At 62.3% G+C, this 22,944-nt stretch carries 19 protein-coding genes and 3 pseudogenes; 7 read left to right on the forward strand and 15 right to left on the reverse strand.

Annotated features, from left to right (window positions below; all coding sequences use genetic code 11):
• Positions 1–23 precede the first annotated feature (23 nt).
• Together ACWTU7_RS19780 and ACWTU7_RS19785 are read left to right on the forward strand one after the other, a co-directional pair.
• Entirely contained in the window at positions 24–257 is a 234-nt protein-coding gene (locus ACWTU7_RS19780; RefSeq protein ID WP_127208292.1) for a DUF1289 domain-containing protein, read from the forward strand.
• Between the two features lie 7 nt (positions 258–264).
• Complete coding sequence (locus ACWTU7_RS19785) at positions 265–969, forward strand: TIGR02281 family clan AA aspartic protease (RefSeq protein ID WP_127208293.1); 705 nt, start codon at positions 265–267, stop codon at positions 967–969.
• A 24-nt stretch (positions 970–993) separates the two neighbouring features.
• Here the strand turns inward: ACWTU7_RS19785 and ACWTU7_RS19790 are convergent.
• Positions 994–1,736, reverse strand: a pseudogene (locus ACWTU7_RS19790) (SDR family oxidoreductase).
• 33 nt (positions 1,737–1,769) lie between these two features.
• A complete protein-coding gene (locus tag ACWTU7_RS19795; protein ID WP_455839795.1) occupies positions 1,770–2,615 on the reverse strand; it encodes an SDR family oxidoreductase in 846 nt (281 codons plus the stop codon).
• A 173-nt stretch (positions 2,616–2,788) separates the two neighbouring features.
• On the opposite strand from ACWTU7_RS19795, the gene ACWTU7_RS19800 reads away from it, so the two are divergent.
• The gene (locus ACWTU7_RS19800) at positions 2,789–3,724 is read left to right on the forward strand and encodes an AraC family transcriptional regulator N-terminal domain-containing protein (protein ID WP_455839794.1); all 936 of its coding nucleotides are present in this window, start codon (positions 2,789–2,791) and stop codon (positions 3,722–3,724) included.
• A gap of 96 nt (positions 3,725–3,820) precedes the next feature.
• On the opposite strand, the gene dusA is transcribed toward ACWTU7_RS19800, so the two are convergent.
• Positions 3,821–4,816, reverse strand: coding sequence for a tRNA dihydrouridine(20/20a) synthase DusA (gene dusA / locus ACWTU7_RS19805; RefSeq protein ID WP_455839793.1), 996 nt, complete (start codon positions 4,814–4,816; stop codon positions 3,821–3,823).
• Between the two features lie 715 nt (positions 4,817–5,531).
• On the opposite strand from dusA, the gene ACWTU7_RS19810 reads away from it, so the two are divergent.
• The 3 genes and pseudogenes from ACWTU7_RS19810 (at position 5,532) to ACWTU7_RS19820 (ending at position 8,829) form a co-directional block, all read left to right on the forward strand.
• A complete protein-coding gene (locus ACWTU7_RS19810; RefSeq protein ID WP_455839792.1) occupies positions 5,532–6,200 on the forward strand; it encodes a haloacid dehalogenase type II in 669 nt (222 codons plus the stop codon).
• A gap of 256 nt (positions 6,201–6,456) precedes the next feature.
• A pseudogene (locus tag ACWTU7_RS19815) lies at positions 6,457–7,131 on the forward strand (phosphotransferase); the annotation flags it as partial.
• Between the two features lie 369 nt (positions 7,132–7,500).
• Complete coding sequence (locus tag ACWTU7_RS19820; protein ID WP_455839842.1) at positions 7,501–8,829, forward strand: aspartate aminotransferase family protein; 1,329 nt, start codon at positions 7,501–7,503, stop codon at positions 8,827–8,829.
• A 96-nt stretch (positions 8,830–8,925) separates the two neighbouring features.
• Here the strand turns inward: ACWTU7_RS19820 and ACWTU7_RS19825 are convergent, their stop codons facing one another.
• The 3 genes from ACWTU7_RS19825 to ACWTU7_RS19835 all read right to left on the reverse strand — a co-directional run bounded on the left by ACWTU7_RS19825 (position 8,926) and on the right by ACWTU7_RS19835 (position 12,530).
• On the reverse strand, positions 8,926–10,380 hold the full coding sequence (locus ACWTU7_RS19825; protein ID WP_455839791.1) for an aldehyde dehydrogenase family protein: 1,455 nt from the start codon (positions 10,378–10,380) through the stop codon (positions 8,926–8,928).
• Between the two features lie 93 nt (positions 10,381–10,473).
• The gene (locus ACWTU7_RS19830) at positions 10,474–11,643 is read right to left on the reverse strand and encodes an alanine racemase (RefSeq protein WP_455839790.1); all 1,170 of its coding nucleotides are present in this window, start codon (positions 11,641–11,643) and stop codon (positions 10,474–10,476) included.
• A gap of 20 nt (positions 11,644–11,663) precedes the next feature.
• Positions 11,664–12,530, reverse strand: a complete 867-nt coding sequence (locus ACWTU7_RS19835; protein WP_455839789.1) for a GNAT family N-acetyltransferase — start codon at positions 12,528–12,530, stop codon at positions 11,664–11,666.
• A gap of 299 nt (positions 12,531–12,829) precedes the next feature.
• On the opposite strand from ACWTU7_RS19835, the gene ACWTU7_RS19840 reads away from it, so the two are divergent.
• Positions 12,830–13,768 (forward strand): ornithine cyclodeaminase family protein, encoded by a 939-nt coding sequence (locus ACWTU7_RS19840; RefSeq protein ID WP_127208310.1) that lies wholly within the window; start codon positions 12,830–12,832, stop codon positions 13,766–13,768.
• Between the two features lie 28 nt (positions 13,769–13,796).
• Here the strand turns inward: ACWTU7_RS19840 and ACWTU7_RS19845 are convergent, their stop codons facing one another.
• The 9 genes and pseudogenes from ACWTU7_RS19845 to ACWTU7_RS19885 form a co-directional block, all read right to left on the reverse strand.
• A complete protein-coding gene (locus tag ACWTU7_RS19845; protein ID WP_455839788.1) occupies positions 13,797–14,072 on the reverse strand; it encodes a LysR substrate-binding domain-containing protein in 276 nt (91 codons plus the stop codon).
• A 48-nt stretch (positions 14,073–14,120) separates the two neighbouring features.
• Positions 14,121–15,443: an NAD(P)/FAD-dependent oxidoreductase gene (locus tag ACWTU7_RS19850; RefSeq protein ID WP_455839787.1), complete on the reverse strand. Its 1,323-nt coding sequence runs from the start codon at positions 15,441–15,443 to the stop codon at positions 14,121–14,123.
• A 336-nt stretch (positions 15,444–15,779) separates the two neighbouring features.
• Positions 15,780–16,072, reverse strand: a pseudogene (locus ACWTU7_RS19855) (IS6 family transposase); the annotation flags it as partial.
• 251 nt (positions 16,073–16,323) lie between these two features.
• Complete coding sequence (locus tag ACWTU7_RS19860) at positions 16,324–17,313, reverse strand: threo-3-hydroxy-L-aspartate ammonia-lyase (protein ID WP_455839786.1); 990 nt, start codon at positions 17,311–17,313, stop codon at positions 16,324–16,326.
• Between the two features lie 71 nt (positions 17,314–17,384).
• The gene (locus ACWTU7_RS19865; RefSeq protein ID WP_455839785.1) at positions 17,385–18,662 is read right to left on the reverse strand and encodes an NAD(P)/FAD-dependent oxidoreductase; all 1,278 of its coding nucleotides are present in this window, start codon (positions 18,660–18,662) and stop codon (positions 17,385–17,387) included.
• Positions 18,663–18,684: 22 nt separating this feature from the next.
• Positions 18,685–19,350, reverse strand: a complete 666-nt coding sequence (locus ACWTU7_RS19870; RefSeq protein WP_128340889.1) for a haloacid dehalogenase type II — start codon at positions 19,348–19,350, stop codon at positions 18,685–18,687.
• A 315-nt stretch (positions 19,351–19,665) separates the two neighbouring features.
• On the reverse strand, positions 19,666–21,051 hold the full coding sequence (locus ACWTU7_RS19875) for an NAD(P)/FAD-dependent oxidoreductase (protein ID WP_455839841.1): 1,386 nt from the start codon (positions 21,049–21,051) through the stop codon (positions 19,666–19,668).
• Positions 21,038–21,916, reverse strand: coding sequence for an ABC transporter permease (locus tag ACWTU7_RS19880; protein WP_065009362.1), 879 nt, complete (start codon positions 21,914–21,916; stop codon positions 21,038–21,040). Before ACWTU7_RS19880 ends, ACWTU7_RS19875 begins: the two co-directional genes overlap by 14 nt.
• Before the next feature lie 34 nt (positions 21,917–21,950).
• Positions 21,951–22,901, reverse strand: coding sequence for an ABC transporter permease (locus ACWTU7_RS19885; RefSeq protein WP_065009363.1), 951 nt, complete (start codon positions 22,899–22,901; stop codon positions 21,951–21,953).
• Positions 22,902–22,944 lie beyond the last annotated feature (43 nt).

Here is a 22,944-nt window from a genome sequence, read left to right on the forward strand (position 1 = left end):
TGGCGGAACCCTGAGAGAATATCATGACGGCCATCGAATCCCCATGCATCCTGGTCTGTTCGATCGATATGAAAACCGGCTTCTGCTTCGGTTGCGGCCGTACGCGCGAGGAAATCGGCGCCTGGATCGACATGACCCCTGAAATCCGCCGCAGCGTCATGGCCGAGCTGCCGGCCCGGCTTGAAACGGTTGAACGCAGACCGCGCCGGGAAACGCGCCGCACCCGCCTCGCGCGCGAACGCGACGCTCTCTCGTGAGCCACATATGAACCGATTTTACTGGGTTTTGATGATCGCGATCGGGGCAGGCGTGGTCCTGCTCATGCTCAACGATTCCGCCGGCAGCACATTCGGCGTCGAGAATTACGATTTCAGCCGGCTGATCTGGCTTGGCGCATTGGTCGCGCTCATCGGCGCCGGCCTGCTCAGATCAGGCCGCCCCTTAGGCGCGATGGCCCGCAATCTGGGCACCTGGGCCGTCATCGTGCTCGCACTGATCGCCGGCTACCAATATCGTTATGAATTGCAGGATTTCGCCAGCCGGGTAACGGCCGGCCTTGTTCCCGGCAGTCCGCTGGCATTGGGCCTTGAGGACGGCCATGCCACGGTGACCCTGGACAAGGCCGGCAATGGCCATTTCGAAGCGCGCATCATGGTCAACGGCACGCCGGTCCGGGCCGTGGTCGATACCGGCGCAACCAGCACCGTGCTGACCGCGCAGGACGCGCAAGCGGCCGGATTTAATCCAGCCGCTCTCAATTTCACCATACCGGTTTCCACCGCCAACGGCATGGCGCGCGCCGCCGCTGTGAGAACCGACGAATTGGCGATCGGCGGGATCGTGCGCAAGGACATGCCGGTCATGATCGCCGCGCCCGGCATGCTCGGCCAGAGCCTGCTCGGCATGAATTTCATCGGCTCACTGTCCGGTTTCGACGTGCGCGGCGACCGCATGATCTTGCGCGATTGAACAGTCAGGCTGCTTCGGCGCCGCTCAGTGAGCGTTGAGCATCTCGACCGCTTGATCAAACCGGCCGTCCCGCTCCGCCCAGCGCAGGAAGCCACGCGCTCCACCAGTATCTCCTTGGGGGTCGGCTCCCGGCTGAACAACGCCATCGCCTCGTCAATGAACGCGTTGAGCGGCATATACTCCTCGCGCCTCGACTGGCCGGGCGTGAGTTCGGTGCGAACCGCGGGCGGCGCAAGCTCGATCACTTCGACCTTGCCCCTGAGTTGCTCGCGCAACGACACCGTATCGGAATGGATCGCTGCCTTGCTGGCATTGTAGGTCGGCGTGCCAGTCAGCGGCACGAAGGCCAGGCCTGACGAGACGTTGACGATCACGGCATTTTGCCGGGCCGCCAGATGCTCGATTAGCGCATTGCTGAGGCGGATCGGCCCGAACAAGTTGGTGACGATCGTCTCCTCCGCGTCGCGCAGATCGCGGGTCCTGGTCAGATCCTCGCGGCGCATGATGCCGGCATTGTTGATGAGCACGTTGAGCACCGGGTGCTCGGCGACTACGCGCTTGGCAAATGCTGCGATTGCTTCCGGATCTTCAACATTCCCGACCACGGCGTGCATGCCTTCACGCCCGGCGATCGTCCGCTCGAGCGCCTCCTTGCGCCGTCCCGCGATGATCACAGTGTTTCCAAGCGCATTGAAGCGCAGCGCCAGTTCCCGCCCGATCCCGGATCCGCCGCCGGTGATGAGGATGGTGTTTCCCGTCATTTTCATCGTTCTGTGCTCCATCTATTCCAGCCAATCGGGTCAAACGATCCCGCCGTTTGCGAATACCGTCTGCCCGTTGATCCAGGCACCGTCCCCGCCGCAGAGCGCCGCGATTGCGTCGGCGATGTCGGAAGGCTCGCCCAGCCGCTTGTGCGGCGTGCGAGCGGCGAAACCGGCGATCTGCTCGGGGGTCTTGCCGTCGGTGAAGAGTGTTGTGTTCACTAGGCCCGGCGCCATCGCGTTCACCGAGATCATGCGGCTTTCAAGTTCCTTGGCGAGTATGTTCGCGTAGAGTTCCTGCGCGGCCTTGGTGGCAGCGTAGGCTCCGTAGGTCGGGCTGCGCAGCTGAGTGATGCTCGAGGACAGGGCGATGATCCGGCCGCCGTCACGCACGCGCAGCGCCGCCTCGCGCAGCACATAGAAGCTGCCCTTCTGGTTGACGTCGACCATCCGGCTGAAGTCGGCGTCGGTCATGTCGCGGAAAGGCGCGAGCCGCATGATGCCGGCATTGCTCACGACGACGTCGACGCCGCCAAACGCGCGCTCGTTCTCCTCGAACAGGCGTTGTACCGCACTTGGGTCGCTGACGTCGGCCTGCACCCAGATGGCGCGCCCGCCAGCTGCCTCGATCTCTCGAACTACGCCAGCCGCGAGACCGCGGTTCTTTTCGCAATTGACGGTGACGGCATAGCCGTCACGAGCGAGGCGCCTGGCCGTCGCAGCGCCGATGCCCCGGGAAGAACCTGTCACCAGGGCGACCTTGCCGAGCGACACCGGCGCCTGGCGGGTCGTTTGCGCGTGGGCGGCACCCACCGCGAGTGCTACGGGAGCCATGGCGACAGCCGCCAGCACGGCTCGTCTCGGTACTTCATTCTGTCCAGACATATGAATTCCCTTCCTTGTCCAGCGGCTTGTTCGGTTGGGACATTTCCTACCGGGCGATGCGGTCGACAGCTTGCCAACGCATGCGCAAAACTTGCTCGATCCTGCAGCCCAGGTGATGTTTGTCCGCCCGCATGCTAGGATCGCCAGGATCGCGCCGCTGCAGGAGACATTGCATGGACGTCCTCAAACATGCCGTTCACACCTATGCCGCCCGCCATGCAAACCGAGATGGCCTGGCGCTGACGCCAGTGCCGGGTCTGCGGATGATGTGCGTCGAGTCACCACATCGCGACTTGCATTCGGTCTATCGGCCGCTGGTTTGTCTGGTTCTGCAGGGCGCTAAGCTGATGACCGTGGGCAGGGAGCAGCAAGTCTTCACCGCCGGGCAGTCCGTGATCGTGAGCGCGGACATGCCGGTCGCCGGACGCATCGTGCAGGCAAGCCAGCGCGAGCCTTATCTGGCCGTCGCGGTCGAACTCGAGATGACGCTCCTGCGCGAGGTCGCGGCGCAGTTGGGCAGCGTGCGTGCGCAGCGCCCGTCAGAGACACGCACCTTGTTCGTTGAGGACACCAAAGCCGCGATTCTAGATTGCGCAGTGCGGCTGTTGCACTTGCTGGACCGACCGGATGCTACGTCGCTCCTGCGCCCCGGAATTATGTACGAGCTGCATTATTGGCTCCTCTCCGGTCAGCACGGCGCAGCCCTGCGGTCGCTGGCGGATCCGGACAGCCACGCGAGTCGTCTCGCGGCGGCCATCGCGATTCTTAGAGCCGAGTATCGATCGCGTGTTCCCGTCGAGCGTTTAGCGGCAGCAGCGGCAATGAGCCTCACGGCCTTCCACAAGCACTTCAAGCACATGACGTCGCTGACGCCGGGACAATACCAGAAGCGGCTTCGCCTAATCGAAGCACGCCGCCTCATGCTCGATGAAGGTTTTTCGGCAACCAGCGCCGGGTTCGAGGTGGGCTACGAGAGCATCTCGCAATTCACGCGCGAATATGCCCGACTGTTCAAAGCGCCGCCGAAGCGCGACGCCCTTCGCGTCCGGGACGCAGCAAGCGGGATCAGAGAAGAAATGCAGGACGGCGAGCGGGCGAGCGCCGCTTAGCTTGACCGGCTTGCCCCAACTATCGACGGTCCCCTGGATTGCTGAACGGACTGCGCAACGCGCGCAAACGGCCGCAGATCTTGCTCGACTGAACAGTCAGGCTGCTTCGGCGTCCGTCCCGCTAAAATCGACTGCAGCGAAAGCCGCCTTCAGCACATCCGGTCCGGCGCCGGGCCTTGTCGCATCGGTCGAAAGGATCTGCCGGTAACGGCGCGCACCGGGCAGACCGTGGAACAGGCCGACCATGTGACGGGTGACATGGCCAAGCCGCCCGCCCCGCTCAATATGGCGCGCCGCATAATCCGCCATGGCATCGATCAGCGCGGCAAAATCGAACGGGTTGGGTTTGTCACCGTAAAAAGTGGCGTCGACGCCTGCCAGAATGCCCGGCGTGTGATAGGCGCTGCGTCCAAGCATGGCACCATCGACATGATCAAGATGGCGAAGCGCTTCGTCTACCGACTGAATGCCGCCGTTGATGCCGCTGAATTTGTTCGGATTTTTGGCCTTCAGCCGATACACCCTGTTGTAGTCGAGCGGCGGGATGTCGCGGTTTTCCTTCGGGCTCAGTCCTTCCAGCCACGCTTTGCGGGCATGCACCCACAGCGCATCTGCGCCGGCCGCGAAAACGCCGTCCGCCAGCGCATCGAGCGCCGGCTCAGGATCCTGCTCGTCGACGCCGATGCGGCATTTGACGGTGACGGGGATGCCGACAGAGGCTTTCATCGCCGCCACGCAATCGGCGACCAGAACCGGTGCTTTCATCAGGCAGGCGCCGAACGTACCCGACTGGACGCGGTCGGATGGGCAGCCGACATTGAGGTTGATCTCGTCATAGCCGAAGGCTTCGCCGATGCGGGCTGCCTCGGCAAGCTTCTGCGGATCGGAGCCGCCGAGCTGCAACGCGACCGGATGTTCCGTACCATCGAAGCCGAGCAAGCGCTCGCGCTCGCCGTGGATGACCGCGTCGGCGACGACCATCTCGGTGTAGAGCAATGCCCGGCGCGTCAACTGGCGATGGAGGAACCGGCAATGCCGATCCGTCCAATCCATCATGGGCGCCACGGCAAATCGCCTGTCTAAGTATTTCATTCCGTTACACTTTTTTGCTCTCAGTCGGCCCAATGCCCCACTGGACCGACTGATAAGGTAATTGCCATATCATATCCAAGAGCACGCTGAACAGCGACACAAACGTCTCCGACGCGGAATTAGAGCCCGCATTTGGCCACCTGAGTGTGCACGGTCATCCGAGGCGGTATCCCGCTGAACGGCGCACGTTCGATCGCGACCGGATGACGTTGGGGAACGGTCGGCGGGGCTTCAGGCGTCTCACCGCGCAATCACCAAGGTTTGGTTTGCCCTGTCGACGCTTCGAGTATGTCCCGTCTGTGCAACGGATGCGTTCGAGGCGGCATTCTCTCATTGATGACCAGTGTGGCTTTGGGCCAAAGGACCGCCCGATTGGTCAGCTTTGCGCCTAATATCGGTCTTGGAGTTCCGCCGTCGCCCGCGAACACGAAGGATGGGCCTTGGCCAGGGGTTGGCGTGCCTATCGAGCGATAATCGGACGCGGGCCGAACTGACTACGACCCCTGATCTATTCGGCTCGGCTCAGCACACTGTGCGAGCGCTACAGGTCGGTTTCGGCTCAGGAGGGGCGAAAGAAACAGTACTGCGGAAGATCGTGCTGGGTTTGCGGTAGACCGGAGGGCCCTTCTGCCGAACGACCATGTATTGCGGCACTTTCTGCCAAACGCCTGCGGCTATGCTCGGCTAACACGGCAGATTGACAGGAACCAAGGACATGGATCGCTTCCGGCCGAAATACGTGACTTTTGATTGCCACGGCACGCTGATCAATTTCCAAATGGCGGGAGCCGCTCGGGATCTGTTCGGTCATCTTCTGGATGGGCCGCGCATGGACGAATTCATCAGAAACTTCCAAGCCTACCGCCTCGATGAGGTGTTGCAGGACTGGAAGCCCTATGCCGATGTCGTTCACAACGCACTGGAGCGCACGTGCCGCCGCAACAACGTCGCATTCCGTGCCGAAGACGCTGAAACGATCTACAACCGCATCCCGACCTGGGGACCGCATCAGGACGTTCCCGAGGGCTTGGCTAAACTAGCCAAGGAAATTCCGCTGGTTATCCTTTCGAACTCCATGATGGCCCAAATTCCGTCGAACGTGGCAAAACTCGGCGCGCCATTTCATGCCCTCTACACCGCTGAACAAGCGGGGGCTTACAAGCCACACTTCAAGGCGTTCGAATATATGTTCGACATGCTGGGATGCGGCCCGGAGGACATAACTCACGTTTCCTCGTCTTTCCGCCACGACCTGATGTCTGCCTATGACCTAGGGATCAAGAGCAAGGTCTGGGTTAATCGCGGCCATGAGCCGGCCAACCCTTATTACGAGTACACCGAAATCCGCGATGTGACGGAGCTACCGGGCGTTTTCGGGATCTGAGGGCGAAGATGGGGCGCGGGTTTATTGGCTGGACCGCTCCACCTCTCGCAGCATGAAGAACACCATATCCAGCAGGCGAGGATCTTTCGAGTTGGGTGCTTGTAGTCATCTGGTCTCCGACGAAGAAGCAGGTCAGCCCAATGGCTCCATGGCTGCGGGACGCGACCATCTGCCTTACGCGGCAGCCTCAACCGAAGCCTATTTTCGCGCTGCCGCCGCAATCCTGGCCATGCGGCCGGGCTCCTCGGAACCGGACATGTCGGCGGCACTGCTTAAGCGCCACTACGGATTGGCGGGATCGATCGCCACATTATCCTCCGAGGTCGAGCGCACCGTTGAGGTCAACCTGCCGGACGACCGCCGACTGATCCTGAAGACGTCGACAAGACCGGAGGCGGTCGACAGCTTTCGTTTCCAAAGCGCCGCCATGGCGGGATTGCAAGGGGCCGCGGGCTTCGTTGCACCCGAAGTGCTCCGCACGAGCAGCGGCGCATTGATGTTTGAGGAAGAAGGGGTATGCGGGTACTTGCAGACCCGGATTGAAGGCGTTCCGCTGCACAAGGCGGTGCCCACTCCGGACCTGCTTTTTCGAACTGGCAGCGCTCTGGCCCGGCTGGACTTGGCCCTTGCGCAAGTCAATGTGCCCGCGGCCCGCCGCCCCGTTCTTTGGCATGTCGGGTGCTGGTCGCGGTTGATGGAACTAGAGCAATACCTCCCATCCGGGAGCATTGCCGACAGCGTTCGCGTCGCGATGGCGGACTATGTGGAGTTTGTTGAGCCACAAATCTCGAACGTGGCGTGGCAGGTCACCCATAATGATCCCAGCCCATTCAATATGATGACGACTGCCCAGGGAACGGGTTTCATCGATTTTGGCGATGGCTGCTGGAGCCCCAGGATCCAGGATCTGGCGATCGCGGCAAGTCACGCGGTGACGGATCCGAACCTTCCTTTGGGTGGGGCCGAACATCTTATCGCCGGCTATGCCTCGGTCATTGCAATTTCGGCGCTGGAAGCAAGACTGCTCGTCGGATTGATGCGGGCGCGACAAAGCGCTTTGATCCTGGTCAATTACTGGCGCTCCCACCTTTTTCCGGGCGACGCCCAGTACATCAAAAAGAACGTCGCGCGTGCCGAGCATGGCCTCTCCATCCTGACGCCTCTTGGTGGCGCCTCGGGCGAGGCGGCAGTCCAGGCGGCAATGTCGTCGTCCCGCTGCAACGCCGTATCGGTTCGCCCGACAGGCAGGGTCGCCGAACCGCGAATTGATCAAGATACTCGTTCAGATAGGCAGCAGCACATGTCCACCGATCTCATGCCGAATCGCTACAGACCTGGCGAATCCGATCTTCCCAGGCGCGAGTCCGAGCTAATTGCTCGCCGTGACGACGTTCTGGGGGCCTCCTATCGGCTCCAGTACCGCCGGCCCGTGCACTTCGTTCGCGGCGAAGGCATGTGGCTCTACGATCCTGACGGGCGGGCCTATCTTGACTTCTATAATAACGTGCCGTCTCTCGGCCATTGCCACCCGGAAGTAATCGCCGCAATGGCTGAGCAGGCGGGCCGAATAAGCGCCAACACGCGCTATCTCGAGCCGAAACTTGTCGACTATGCCGAGCGGTTGGTTGATACTTTCCCAAACGAGCTCGACCGTGTGGTTTTTACTTGCACGGGGAGTGAATCCAACGATCTGGCCCTGCGTATCGCGCGATTTGCGAGCGGCAACGAAGGTGTGATCGTGTCCACCTATGCGTATCACGGCACGAGTGCGGCTACCGCCGCGGTTTCGCCGAACCTGGGCGACGCAGTCAAGCTCAGCCCATTCGTGCGCATGGTAACCCTACCCGGGCCGGCGGGCGTGCCGGAAGCCCAGGCTGAGGACTTTTTCGAGGCACAGATTCGTTCAGCCATTATGGATCTGAACCGTCGTGGCATAGGCGTTGCGGCCCTGCTCATCGACAGTATTTTTTCCAGCGATGGCGTATGGGCAGATCCTCCTGGTTTTATTGCCGGCGGAGCTACGGCGGTGCGGGAGGCAGGTGGCCTCGTCATTGCCGACGAAGTTCAACCGGGCTTTGGGCGAACTGGCGCCCATATGTGGGGCTTCGAGCGGCACCGGATCGTTCCGGATCTTGTTACCCTCGGCAAGCCGATGGGCAACGGATTTCCAATTGGCGCCGTCGTTGGTCGCAGAGCCCCGATGGAGCAGTTTGGCGCCACCGCGCGCTACTCGAACACGTTCGCCGGAAACACAGTTGGAGTAGCTACCGCGGACGCCGTGCTAACGATCCTGCAGCGTGACCAAATTCCCCAAAAGGCGCTTGCCATGAGCCAGCGCCTCCGAGCCGGACTGGAAAAGATCGCAAAGCAGCATCATGGAGTTCGTGCGATCCGAAACGCCGGTCTTTTCTTTGGCATCGACATGGGGCCTGAGGACACACCGGCTGCGGGCCGGCGTGCAATGGCTTTGGATGTGGTCAACGCGATGCGGGATGACGGCGTACTTATCAGCACGACAGGGGCCAATGAGGATACACTTAAAGTGCGCCCTCCGCTCGTTTGCCAAGCCGAGCATGTGGACCTCTTCCTTGCATCCATGGAGCAAGCGCTCATCAAGGTCGCAGGCTAGACCGCACACCGCAATGTGCGGAAGCGCTCACCGAAGGCAGCCTGTTGGAATAGATGGCGCCACCGGCGCGCGTCCCTGCGCCTGGCGAGATGACGCCTAGAAATAGCCGAGTATAGATTTGACCTCGAGATACTCCAACATGCCCTCGAGACCGTACTCGCGTCCGTTTCCGGATTGCTTGACACCGCCAAACGGCGCGTGGGGATCCCAGGCCGGATAGTTAAGATGCACCTGACCGGCGCGGATCCGCGACGCGACGTCCTTGGCGCGGTCCATATCTCTGCCCTGCACATGCGCCCCGAGGCCATAGACGGTGTCGTTGGCGATCGCGACGGCCTCCTCCACTGTCTCGTAAGGGATGATGCAGAGAACAGGCCCGAAAATTTCCTCCTGCGCAATGCGCATGTCCGTGCGCACCTCGGAAAAAATCGTCGGCTTGACAAAGAGCCCGGCGTTCAGACCGCCCGGACGTCCCGTGCCGCCGGTGACGAGCTTCGCGCCTTCCGAAATCCCCACGCCGATCATAGTCTGGATGCGGTCGAACTGGGCGCGGTTGGCGATTGCACCATGGGTGGTAGTCTCCAAGTGAGGATTGCCGACGACGATCTCGTCCGCGGCACGCTCGGCGATCACCTCGATCTCGGCAAGCCGCGCCCGCGGCACGATCATGCGCGTCGGCGCGCTGCACGACTGGCCGAGATTCCGGAAGCCGGCGGCTACGCCCAGAGAGACGGCGCGATCGAGGTCGGCGTCGGGCAGGATCACGTTGGGTGACTTGCCGCCGAGTTCCTGCGCGACGCGCTTCACCGTCGGCGCGGCGGCCTGGGCCACCGCGATGCCAGCGCGGGTGGACCCGGTGATGGAGATCATGTCCACGTCCAGGTGGGAGGCAAGCCTCATACCCACGCCTGGACCGTCACCATTCACGAGGTTGAATACACCGGCAGGGAAGCCGGCTTCCTCGATAGCCTCCGCGAACAGAAGAGCGCTCAAGGGAGAAAGCTCGCTTGGCTTCAAGACGATCGTGCAGCCTGCGGCGAGCGCCGGCGCTACCTTGGCGGTGATCTGGTAGAGCGGCCAGTTCCACGGCGTGATCAGCCCGCAGACACCGACCGGTTCGCGGGTGACGGCGGTGTGGCCGCGCTGCTCGACGAAGGTGAAGGCTGTCAGGACATCGCGAGCGGTCTTCACATGGGCGATCGCCAGCGGAACCTGCGCGGCCCGCGAATACGCGATCGCCGCGCCCATTTCGAGGGTCAGACATTGTGCGATGAGTTCACTGCGCTCCTCGAGCAGCGCCTGCAGACGATCGAGCAACCCCGCGCGATATTCCGGCTCGGTCCGGCTCCAGGTGGCGAATGCCCGACGGGCCGCGGAAACGGCCGCGTCCACGTCCTCGCCATTTCCGAGCGGAAACTGCGTCACCACTTCTTCCGTCGCCGGATTCGTGACGGCGGCCTGGCCAGTGCCCCTGGGCGCGCGCCATTCGCCGTCGATGAAGAATGTGCCGAGGCGGCCGTTGCGAGACAGGTGCTCGAGGGGCGTGGTCATGTCACGAGATCCTTCATCCGATAGTAGGCGCCGAGGACTCGGCAGGAACCAGGGACGCCCGAAATATCCGGGGATCGCCGGCCAGCGGAACTTCTACCAGCCGCGGATCCGCTCCCACCGCGCGTCGATCTCCGGACTTCCTCCATTGACGACGCTGTAGAAATCGTGCTGGCCGGCCATCGCGCAGGCGTGGTTTGGCAGGATCCGCACCCGGGCTCCGACCCGAAGGTTTGGCATGCTCTTGGCCGAGCCGCTGCGGATCGCCAGGATGCCGTGTTCCTGGCTGGCCTGTGATACGATCACGTCTTCGAGCACGCGACCCGCCTCGTCGCATACCAGGCCGTAACCCTGATCTACCCGCTGGCTCGCGGTGCCGCGATCGCGCGAGAGCGCCATCCACCCCGCGTCGACGAGCACCCAGCCCTTCTCCGGCTTGACGCCGATCACCGTGGCCAGCACTGAAATCGCGATGTCGTCGACGGCACAGACCCCGACTCCGTGCTGGACGAGGTCGAAGAACATGTAGACACCGGCGCGCAGTTCGGTGATGCCATCGAGATTCTCGGCGAAGTGTGCGGTGGGCGTCGAGCCGAGGCTGACGATCGGGCAGGCGTGGCCTCGAGTGCGCAGAATTTCGGCGGCTCGCACCGTGGCCGAACGCTCGTTCTCTGCCGCCTTCACCAGCGCGTCGGGCGTGCTCAAACCATAGGACTCGCCCGCATGGGCGAGGACGCCGACGAGGTGGGCGCCCGCCGCGACCACCCGGTCGGCGACCTCGATGAGCTTGGGATCGTCCGGCTTCAGTCCACCGCGATGGTCGTCGCAATCCAGTTCGATGAACACGGATGGAGTAACGCCCGTGGCCTTGCGCACATCGGCCAGGGCATCGGCCTGTTCAACGGTATCAAGCAGCAGCTTCAGGTCGACGCCGGTGCGGCGGCAGAGCTCCGAGGCACGCAGAGCCGAGGCCGGCGACAGGCCGACGGCATAGGTCATGTCGCGATAGCCGTGGCTGGCGAAGTATTCCGCCTCGGCGATGGTCGAGACCGTGATCGGGCCGGGTTCAGTGGGGAAGACCTGTCGGGCGACGTCAATGCTCTTGGCCGTCTTCATGTGCGGGCGCAACACAACGCCAAGCTTCCTGGCGTGGTCGGCGAGACGGTTTATGTTGCGCTCGAGCTTCCCGCGATCCAGCAGCAGCGACGGTGTGACAAGGCCATCGATCTTTTGGACCGGTTCCAGCGATTTCGCGTTCGTTTCCATGTTCTCGATGTTCCTCATCACTAACCGAAGGACTGGTTCGCCAGGGCGTACATGCAGGCCGCACCGTCGGGCATTGGTCGCCGCCCCTTGACCATGGCGGTGGCGCCGCCGACCCTGACAAGGCCCAGGCTTTCCAGCCAGTCGCCCAATCCATGCTCGGCATAGACGTCGATGCGCACGAACTGGCCGTGGAGCCTCGAAAGCTGGTCTAGGATCAGGCGTTGCGCGTCTTCGGCGCTTTCGGCGGCCACTGGGCCGACAACATAGCCGCGCCCGAACTTCCTGGCGATCGCGTAACCGGTGACCCGTCCACGGCGGTCGATCACCACCACGTCGCCCACATCGGCGAGCGCAGCGACCATCGGCCCGCGAGGCATTCCGGTGGCCCGTTCGTCGAAGGCGTGGAGTGCCGGCAGGTCTGATACCGTCCCCGGCCTGATGTCGGCGCAGGCCTTCGCGGGTACGGGGACGTTCAGTTGGCCCTGGTGCTGAAGCACGGTGCCCCAAACGGTGAAGCCGCGTCGCCGGTAGAGCGTCAGCCCATCTTCGGTCGAATTGAGCAGCACGTTGCGACCTTCCGTCGCCTCAAGCAACGCGTTGAAGAGCCTCGAGCCATTGCCGCCGCCTTGCGCGGAGCGGGTGACGATGATCATCCCGGCCGAGGCATAAGCCTGCCCGTAGTTCCACCACATTGCCGACCCGATCACCTCGCCTGAACGCTCAAGAACAAGGCCCTCGCCCACCCTGGCAGCAAACTCCCAGTCCTCGCTGCGGTAAGGCCAGCCCATTTCCTGCGACAGCTTCAGCGCGCCCGGCACATGGCTGATCTCGAACGCGGTCAGCTCGGTCGGATCGCCGACGATGTCATTGTTAAGCCCAACGGCCATGCGCAAGACGCCTTCGATTTACCCAGAGATCGAACCTCAAGGTGCCGTCCGGAGCACAGATTTCGCTGCTGTTTTGCCCGTTCAGATCAGCGAGACTATTCGTTTTGAGCCATTCCTCGGCATACCAAACTGCGCAAAGCGGGCGAAGTATATCCGGCGCCTCGTATCGCCTCGCTTTCATCGTTTGGCGATCCGTGTTGCGCCCGCACGGTTCACAACGGACGCGATCCAAGCCCCGCAATCGCACAGTCGCAACACGCCCCAACGATGAACAGCTTGTTGCTCAGGAGGTATTCGGGATGATCTACATCAGCGAAGAGGACTCAGCCGCCCTGGTCACCCATGAACTGGCTTTCGACGCCGTGCGGAGAGCTCTCGTTGCTGCCGCTTCGAAACAGAGCCTGGTCTTTCCCGCGGTTCTCGGGCGTGCACGGGAGGCGACCAATACCTTCTCAATCAAATCCGGTTCGTCGGACGAGCTGACCGGAGTCAAGATCGGCTCCTTCTGGTCGGGCAATCCCGCGCGCGGCCTGCCCCGCCACAACTCCACCGTCGTCCTGCTCGACCAGGAAACCGGACGCCTCGGCGCCGTGATCGAGGCAGGCAAGGTCAATGCCTATCGAACAGCCGCCGCCGACGCGGTGGCGGCCGACCTTCTTGCCCGGAAGGACGCCAAGGTGCTGGCGATATTCGGCGCCGGCAACCAGGCGGGTTTCGAGGTGGCGGCGCTGGCTCGCATCCGTCCGGTCGAGACGGTATTGGTCGTGGCCGGACCTTCACCGCGACGCGACACTTTTGTCGAGCGTATCCGCGCCAAAGACCTCGCGGCGCGCGCCGTCTCGGCCGAAGACGCCGTGCGTCAGGCGGACATCGTGGTCACTGCAACCCCCTCGCGCGAGCCACTGTTTCAGGCCCATTGGGTGCGTGACGGCGCGCACGTCGTCAGCATGGGATCGGATGCGCCCGGCAAGCAGGAATTGCCGACAGAATTGCTCTCGAGGGCAAGCCTCTTCTGCGACTTGCCTTCACAGTCCGTCCAGATCGGCGACTTTCAGCACGTGCGCGACGAAATCGACGCCGGCATGCTCGCCCTAACGGCGATCGGCGATGTGATCGAAGGCCGCGCGCCGGGACGCCGCTCCGACGAAGAGATTACCGTCTTCGACAGCTCCGGCATCTCCCTACAGGATCTCTACATGGCCGAGGCGCTGATCCGCGCTGAGGCGTCCCACCGCTGATCTAGCGCACGAGGGATTTGACCGGCATCTACTGCATACCTGCTGAGCCAAACGAAATCTTGCATTCTGCTTCCAGCCATCGAGCAAGATCGTGGGCTTTCCCAGACAGTTCAGTTTGTCCTATCCATATGAGCCCGTAGTGGCTTCCGTCGGGATCGAAGCCGACCGGTGCGACGAGCCGCTCTCTATCTATGTCGTCGGTTGCGAGGACCATGGGACTGAGGGCAACGCCCAACCCCGCCGATGCGGCTTCAACGATCAGAAAGTGATGGTCGTAGAAGCGAATTTCCGTTGGGCGCAGCACCGAGGGGTGGAGGGTTGGTGCGCGTCAGGCCTGACTTCCGGTTGACCTTCAGATGGCGGCAATGTCCAGCTTCGAGCCGTCGACCAGACGCGACAGGCGGAACGGTGTAGGATCGACGCAAGGCGTGTTGTTTACGACGAGCTCTGCGGCGAGATGGCCAAGCCCCGGGCCCAAACCGAAGCCGTGGCCCGAGCAGCCCGCCGCGAGGACGAGGCCTTTCACCCCGTCCACCTGCGACACCACAGGCACTGCGTCCGGCGTGCAATCGACGAAGCCGCCCCAGGCGCTATCGATCTCTATATCGCCGAGTTGAGGGAAGGTTTTCCGGACACTCTCCACCACTTGGCTTACCAGCCATTTCAAGGGTGGAGGATCCAACACGCGATTCTTTTCGAAGATCCGATCGTCGCTGGTCAGGAGCGCCGGCAATGAATCCGGCCCCGAAACGAACGATTGGCCGATGCCGAGCCTGACGTTCTTCAGGCGACGCAAGAACTGCGGCATGAATTCCCGGCTATACCGAATAGCCTGGGGCGTGATTTCGAGGTTCGCCTTGCCGCTGATCGCAAGCGTATAGCTGCCGTCCAGTCGGCGCGTGATCGTGCAGTAGGGTGTGGAGACCGCCTCGCCTATGTTGATTGTCGGGGTGGAACGCAGCGCGGTCTGCCGGATGCTCGCTTGGGGGAAACTGATTCCGAGCGGCCTCAGGAAGCGCGAGGCCCAAGCGCCAGCGGCGCACAGCACCGCGCTGGTTCTGATGTAGCCCTTCTCCGTGTGCACGCCCGCAATCTTGCCATTGGCCAAGTCGAGCGCCCGCGCGGCGCATCCCTGGTGGATCGTGGCGCCCAGAGCTCTGGCCCCATCGGCGATAGCCGGCGCGGCGAGCGCAGGTTCGGCCTTACCGTCCCGGTCCGAATAGGTCCCGCCGACCCATTTGTCGCGCGCTTCGGGGACGCGCTCGGCCACTTCCGCCCGGCTCAGCACGCGGGTGTCGACGTCGTACTCCCTGGCGACCTCGCGCCACTTTTCCCAGCCGGCGAGCACAGCCTCGTCGTGGGTTGCATAGACGAGACCGCAGCGTCGAAATCCAAGGTCCCGATTGATATCGCGCGTGAGCTCGTCCCACAGTCGCATGGAGATCACCGAGAGCGGCAGTTCGCGCCGATCGCGGTTCTGCTGGCGGCACCAACCCCAGTTTCGGCTCGATTGTTCACAGGCGACGTGGCCCTTCTCGAGCAGAGCCACAGAGAGGCCACGTTTCGCCAGGAAATAGGCGGCCGTAGAGCCGAGGATGCCGCCGCCGACGATGACGACGTCGGCCTCGGCCGGGAGACGCTCATCGCTGTGAATGCGTTCGACTCGGGGCGACATGTTCCAACCAACCTCGGCTGCCAAGAATGCGGAAGCAAAGTTCCGATCAGCCCTTCATCGCATCGCGCGCTCGAAAGAATGTGCCGAAATCATCCAGGACTTCGCCAGATATGCGGGTTTTTGATCGCTTGATCGATACGAGTTGCTCAGGCCCGATCGAGCGCCCGTTCCGCGAAGGGCGGCACCTGCTCGCGAGTGCGTCGGATAGCGCTCAAGGGTCTTGAGCCTGCGAGCGAAGTTGTAGGCGGCAACAAGGTCGGCGAGGTGTTACCTGAGCTGATCGTGGCTCTCATAGTAGAAGCGTTTGACCGTGGCGTCCTTGATCGTGCAGTTCATGCCGCGGATCTTGACATAGGTCTCGTCGATCCGAACTGAGCCACAGTGAGGCCGACGAAACTGACGGAGCCGCTTCTCGATCAGCGGCGCGTAGGCGAGGACCCAGCGATTGATCGTACTGTGGTCGACTTCGAAGCCACGTTCGGGAACATCTTGTCCAAGTCTCGGTAGCTGAGTGGATAGCGTAGATACCAAGTCACCGCCTGCACAATGAGCCGTGCCGCGAAATGCCGCCCTTTGAAATCATCCTTCGATTGACGCTTCAGTTTCTCGGCAATGGCGTTCAGGATCATCGCTACGCTCCACAACATTTTGAGCGGGAATTTCTCCGGCGATGGTCGATAGGCCGTTAACGGAGAAAATTTGCGACACGCCCGTTACGACCGTGTCCTATCGAGGCGACTGGAATAGCGTACCGGAAGTTGGTGCCGATCGACTAAGAGTGTTCGGTGTCGCTGCTCAGGCCCTGGGCTAATTCGCCTAAGGTGTGCTGATTTTCGGTGAAGAGGTGGCGCGATCGCTCATCGGGCCACCTCGGTCACCGTCAGGCTGCCGGTGTAGCCTGAAGCAGTTCGCCGAAGCGAGAGAGGTCGATATTGCCACCGCTCAGGATCACGCCGACGCGTTTTCCCGCAAGCTTCGCGGCATCGGCCTGCACTGCGGCAGCGCCGAGGCAACCGGTGGGTTCCACGATCATCTTCATTCGTTCGGCGAAGAAGCGCATGGTCGACACGAGTTGCGCATCGGTCACGGTCATGATGGCGGAGACCTTCTCGCGGATGATCGGAAAGTTATGCTCGCCGAGATGGGTGACGACGGCGCCGTCTGCGATCGACTGCGGCACGGGGATTGTGACGATTTCGCCCTTCTCGAACGACTGCTGGCCGTCGTTACCTGCCGCTGGCTCGACGCCAACGACACGGCATTTGGGCGACAATTCCGCAGCAGCCAAGGCTGCGCCGCCGAGCAAGCCACCGCCGCCGAGGCAGACATAGAGCGCATCGAGCTCGCCGACCTCCTGGATCAGCTCCAGTGTGGCGGTGCCCTGGCCGGCAATCACATCGGCATGGTCGTAAGGCGGGATGAGGGTCGCGCCGCGCTCGGCGGCGACACGTCTTCCGATTTCCTCGCGGTTTTCGGTATAGCGGTCATAGAAGATGACATCTGCGCCGTAACCCTTGGTCGCCTCCACCTTCAGCGCCGGTGCGTCCTTCGGCATGATGATTGTTGCCGGTACCACGGTGATCTGTGCTGCATAGGCAAGTGCCTGCGCGTGGTTTCCGGACGAGTAGGCCACGACACCGCGGGCACGGAGTTTCTCGTCGATCGCCAGAATGGCGTTCATCGCACCGCGGAACTTGAAAGCTCCGCCGCGCTGAAGGTTTTCGGATTTGAAAAACACCTCGGCGCCGGTCATCGCATTGAAGGTGCGCGACGTCATCACCGGCGTCTTGTGTGCGATCCCGTCAATACGTTTAGCCGCGGCGGTGACATCGGCAAACGTCGGAATCTGGATCGTGTTATTCTGGGCCATGAAGCCTCTCTGCTACGTCGGGTTAAGCAAGACAAAGAAACGCAGTGCGTCAAACCGCGTCCTCGATCAGGTCAGGGCAGGAGATCCTTGACGCGATAATATGCGCCAACGACCGGCAGGAACCAGGGCTTTCCGGTGTGCATAGGTACGGCATCGAGTTCCATGCCGTCGAGGGGATTTGTTCCCTTTATGTCCAAGGCGATGTCAGCAAGTACATTGCCGATTAAGGTCGACATCTGCGCCCCATGTCCGGAATAACCCATCGCGTAGATGACGCCGTCGGCTTTGCCGGCCCGCGGAAAGCGGTCGGGCGTGCAGCCGACCAAACCACCCCAGCAATAGTCGATCTCGACGTTCTCCAACTGCGGGAACATGCTGAGCATCTGCCGACGTAGCAACTCGCCGGAGCTTTGATCCGTACGGTGGCTCGAAGCGGCGGAAAAGCGGGCACGTCCGCCGAACAGGAAGCGATTATCCGGCGTCAATCGGAAGTAGTTGGCGATGTTGAGCGAGTTGACGTAGGTGCGATTGCCCGCAAGCGTGTCAGCGACTTCCGTGCCGGTCAAAGGCCGCGTCGCGATGATGAATGAGGCGATCGGTATGATGCGTCGCTGAAAATATCCGAAGGCCGACGTCGTATAGGCATCAGTGGACAGAATGACCTGTCGCGCCGTAAGACTGCCCGTCGGCGTCGTCAGCTGCCAGCCATTGGCGACCTTCTGCCGCGAGATCACCAGATTGTTTTCCCAGATCGACGCACCATGCCGCTTGGCGGCCGCTGCCAGTCCGTTTGCATAGCGCCCCATATGGGCCATTGCTGTCTTCGGATAGAGAACCGCGCCGTGGAAGGCGTCAGACCCGAGTTCCGAGCGCAACTCGTCTTTGTCGAGCCAGCGGACTGACTGATCGACTTCACGGGCGATTTCCGCACCCATAGCGCGCAGCCGCGCAACATGGGATGGTTTGGACGCGAGCTTCAGCTTGCCGGAGCGCCGGAAACTGCAGTCTATCGCCTCCTCCTCGACGATCGCTTCGATCATGTCGATTGATCGATTATAGGCGTCCCACAGCGTACGCGTCCTTGCTTCACCCAAATGGGCGCTGGCCGCCCCGAAGCTTTCGGCAAGGCCGCTATTGAGGTGGCCGCCATTGCGCCCCGATGCCCCGTAGGCGATGTGCTGTGCCTCGATAAGGGCAACCTTTGCGCCGGACTTTGCGAGTTTTCGAGCGGCGTTCAGCCCGGTAAATCCGGCGCCGACCACCGCGACATCGAAATCCCCTGATACAGGCGCGGCGTTGGCGCCATTGAAGCGTTCAGAGGTGTCATGCCAATAGGAAGCGAGCTTCATTGAAATGGTCCAGTCTCAGACGTTACAGGCCAACCACCGAGGCAAGGCCGGAAATGTCCTGAATTTCGGTATATTCATAGAAGGGGTTGGCCGGCTCGTGGCGACGATTGACCCAGACCTTGTTCTTGATGCCGAGATCATGCGCGGACATCAGGTCATAGCGGAATGACGAGGAGCAGTGCAGAATGTCTTCCGGGCCACATCCGAGCATGTCCATCATGTACTCGAACGCGCGGAAGCGGGGCTTATAAGCCTGCGCCTGCTCGGCCGTGAAGACATGCGCAAACGGAGCGCCGAGCTTTGCGACATTCTTGTGGATCTGGTCGTTCGACGCGTTCGACAGGATGACGAGCGGAATTTCCGCTGCGACCTTTGCAAGGCCTGCCGGAACGTCGGGCCAAGGACCCCAGGTCGGAACCTTGTCATAGATCTGCTGGCCGTATTCCGGCCGATGGGCAAGGCCGTTCGCCTTGCAAGCGCGCTCAAACGCGTCGGCGACGACTTGCGAGTACGGCTTCCAGTCTCCTAGGATTTCGTCAAGGCGATAAGCCGCGAAGTTCTTGATGAGCTTGGCCATCTTCTCTTCGGAGAGCAACGTCCCATAGATATCGCGCGCGGCGCCCGCCATGTCGAAGTTGATGAGCGTGCCGTAGCAATCAAAGGTGATGAATTTGGGACGGAAGGTCATGGCTCTCTCCGGTTCGTCAGGTGGTTCCAGAATGCGTGTTTGCAAGCGGTAGAGCTTGCGGCCTTTTATGTTCGGCGCGCAGGAAATTGCGTTTTCGGGCAGGCTCCACGGCATGGACTGCTGCCGGTCGCAAAAGAACAGGAAAAGCGAGCAAGGCGACGGCGATACATTGGTCTGAATTCAAGCCGCTCAGTTATGAGGCATGGACTTGAAGCCTGTCAGCAGATCACGGCAGACGGCCTTCGGCGGAGGGATACTATTGAACCGCCCCGAAGCTCGATGAAAATGACATTGCACAAGAACGCCTGCGCAGGCTCAGCGGCGGGCGCGCCACCAGGCGATCTTGTCCTGCAGGCCATAACCCTTGATGACCGCCGGCATGAACCACGGATTGCCCCGATAGAACGGCACAGCCGCGGGCGGCCGGAAGTCGAAAGCCGAGCGTGCCCTGTCGGCATGGCCCATGAGTTTGTGGGCGGCACGCGTACCGACCCACGGCGCCCAGACCACACCCGAACCGCAAAAGCCGGTCGCATAGACCACGCCGTCCTTCTCGAAGATGCGGGGAATCATGTCGCGGTTCATGGCCACGTTGCCGAACCAGCTGTACGAAAGGCGAACCTTCTCCAGCTCCGGGAAAATTTCAATCAGACCGTTACGCAGGCGGAGCGTCGGGGCTGTCGGATCGCTGTTGCCGCGGGAGCTGTCTCGCCCACCAAGCAGAATGCGCCTGCCGTCGGGCGAAGGACGATAGTAGAAGCCCAGCTCCCGGTTCTCGCCCATCATCATCAGCTTGGGCATCAGCCGCGCCATCAATTCAGGCGGAAGCTCCTCGGTGACGATGATCCGGCTGCGGACGGGAACCAGACGGCGGCGCAGGAAGGGCGCGCCGCCATCGGTATATCCGTTGGTGCAGACCAGCACCTGCCGGGCCTGCACAGTCCCGGCCGATGTCGCGACACGGAACCCGGACACATCTTTCTCGATGGAAATCACGGGCGTTCCTGAGTGGACCGTCAGCCCGGAAGCCAAGGCCACCCGCAGGAGCTCGGCGTGCAACTTAGCCGGGTGCAAACCGCCAATGTCCATCCGAACCGTGCCGCCGCGGTAGAAGTCGGTGCCGATGTAGTTGCACTGCTCGGCATGCGGAACAGCGTAGGATTCGATCCCCAGCCTCTTCGCCAACGCCTCGGCGCCGCGGGCCATCTTCTCGTACTGGTCGTATCCGAGAGCACCCATGAACCGGCCGACCAGCTGGAAATCGCAGTCGATCCCTTCCGTCTCGATGAAGTCGTACAGGAACTCGCGGGCGATCTTGCCCTCGGCCTCGATCGCCATCGCCTTTGCCTCGCCGAAGCGCCTGGTGATCGTCGCATAGTTCGGTCGGATGCTTCCGCTGGTGATCCCGCCGTTGCGCGACGAAGCTCCTTCCCCGGGGTTCATCGCATCGAAGGCCGCAACTGACCGTCCTTCACGCGCCAGCACCAGCCCGGCGGACAGCCCGGCATAGCCAGCGCCGACGATTGCCACATCGAGCCGCTTTGCCAGCGGCTGCGACGGCAGCGGCCTGACAGGTGCGGCTTCCCACCAGTAGGGCGTGTTCTTGTCGGCGACTTTCTCCTCATGCACGTGCGCTACTTCCCGTTGCGTTTTTAGGATCTGCAGTGGGTCGCGTTTGCTGACGAGATCAGACACGGTCATCTCGCACGTCGAGCGCGTCGCGCAGTCCGTCACCGATAAAGTTGAAGCTGGTGACTGCGATGGTGATGGCGGCGCCCGGGATGATCGCCAGCCAGGGCGCGCTCGCCAGATACTGCTGGGCCCCCTCCAGCATGTTACCCCAGCTGGCCAGCGGCGGCTGAATGCCATAGCCCAGGAAGCTGATATAGGCTTCCAGAAGGATCGCGTGCGCAACTGTCAATGTGGCGGCCACAATGATCGGTCCCATGGCGTTGGGCAGGATCTCCCGGAACATGATGTGGGCGCCGCTCAATCCCAGCATGCGCCCAGCCAGGACGAACTCGCGCTCGCGCAGAGAGCGGACCTCGGCCTCAACAATTCGTGCGACCTCCATCCAACTGGTGACCGCGATGATGACGGTGACCATAGCCGGGCTCGGCTTCAGCGCCGCAGCAAGCGCCAGCAGCAGGAAGATCGACGGGAAGGACAGGAAGCCATCGACCGTGCGCATCAGCGCCGCGCCGATCCAGCCGCCGCGATAGCCCGCGATTACGCCGACGAGCGTTCCGATCAGCGTCGACAGCAACATGGCGAAGAAGGCCACCGCCAGCGAGATCCTTCCCGCCATGAGCAATCGCGCTGCCAGATCGCGCCCCAGCGGGTCTGTCCCCAGATAATGGTGGCCGGTCAGCGGCGGGGAAAACCGGGCGCGCAAATCGATGTAGAGCGAATCATAGGGCAGAAGATGAGGGCCGAAGACGCATGCCAGCGTGAGGAGCGTGATCATCGCCACCCCCAGCAGCGCCAGATGATGACTCGTGAAACGGCGCACCGTGCGGCTGCGCCACCAGCGGCCTTGTCCTGCATTTGCGACGAGAGCGGTCATGTGGCTGCCTCCTGTCAGGGGTGAGATTGCGCGCTCAACCCAGGCGAATGCGCGGGTCGACGATCGCCACCGCGATGTCTGCGATCAGGTTGCCCAGGATGACGAGGATGGCCGAGAACATCAGCAGCCCCATCACGACCGGGTAGTCGCTGTAGCCGAGGCTGTCGAGGAACAGCCGCCCCATGCCTGGCCAGGTAAACACTGTCTCCGTCACCAGTGCGCCGGTCAGGATGCTGGGAAGCTGCACCCCTGCCAGCGTGATCATCGGCAACAGTGCATTGCCAACGACGTGTTTCATTATGACTCGGCGCTCGGTCAGGCCCTTGGCGCGGGCAGTCTTGACGAAATCCTGGCTGATCGCGTCGAGGGTGGAGGTGCGCATGTAGCGGCTCCAGATCGCCACATGCACCAGCGACAGCACGAGGCTGGGCAGGATAAGGTGGTGCAGATAGTTCAGCACCGAGCCGTCGCCGATGGTGTACATGTTGCCCGCAGGCACCCATCCCAACTTGAGCGAAAAAATGTAGATGCCGACGAGCCCGAACCAGAAGGTCGGGATCGACAGCGCGACCATGGCGCCAACCGTCGCCAGATGGTCAAACAGCGAGTAGCGGTGCGTGGCGCCACGGATGCCGATCCAGGTGCCAATGGCGATTGCGATCGCGGTGGATGTGCCCATCAGCAACAGCGTGGCAAAGACGTGCCGGCCGATCACCGACAGCACCGGCGCCCCATCGCGGAAGGAGTTGCCCCAGTCGCCCTGGAGAAGCCGCCAGGCCCAATCGAGATATTGCATCCACAGCGGCCGATTGAGCCCTAGTTGCTCCTTCAGGCGATCGAGATCGTCCTGCGTCATGCCGGGATCGAGCCCGAATTGCGCCAGTGGCCCCCCCGGTAACAAGTTCAGGACAACGAACCCGATGACCGACACGATCAGGAGCAGGATGAGGCTCTGCGAGAGCCGGTTGAGCAGGAAGCCACGCATTCAACTCTCCCCTTTCAAGACGCCGGTGACACGCCGCCGCCCT

The sequence above is a fragment of the Mesorhizobium sp. BHscii genome, from assembly GCF_053848065.1.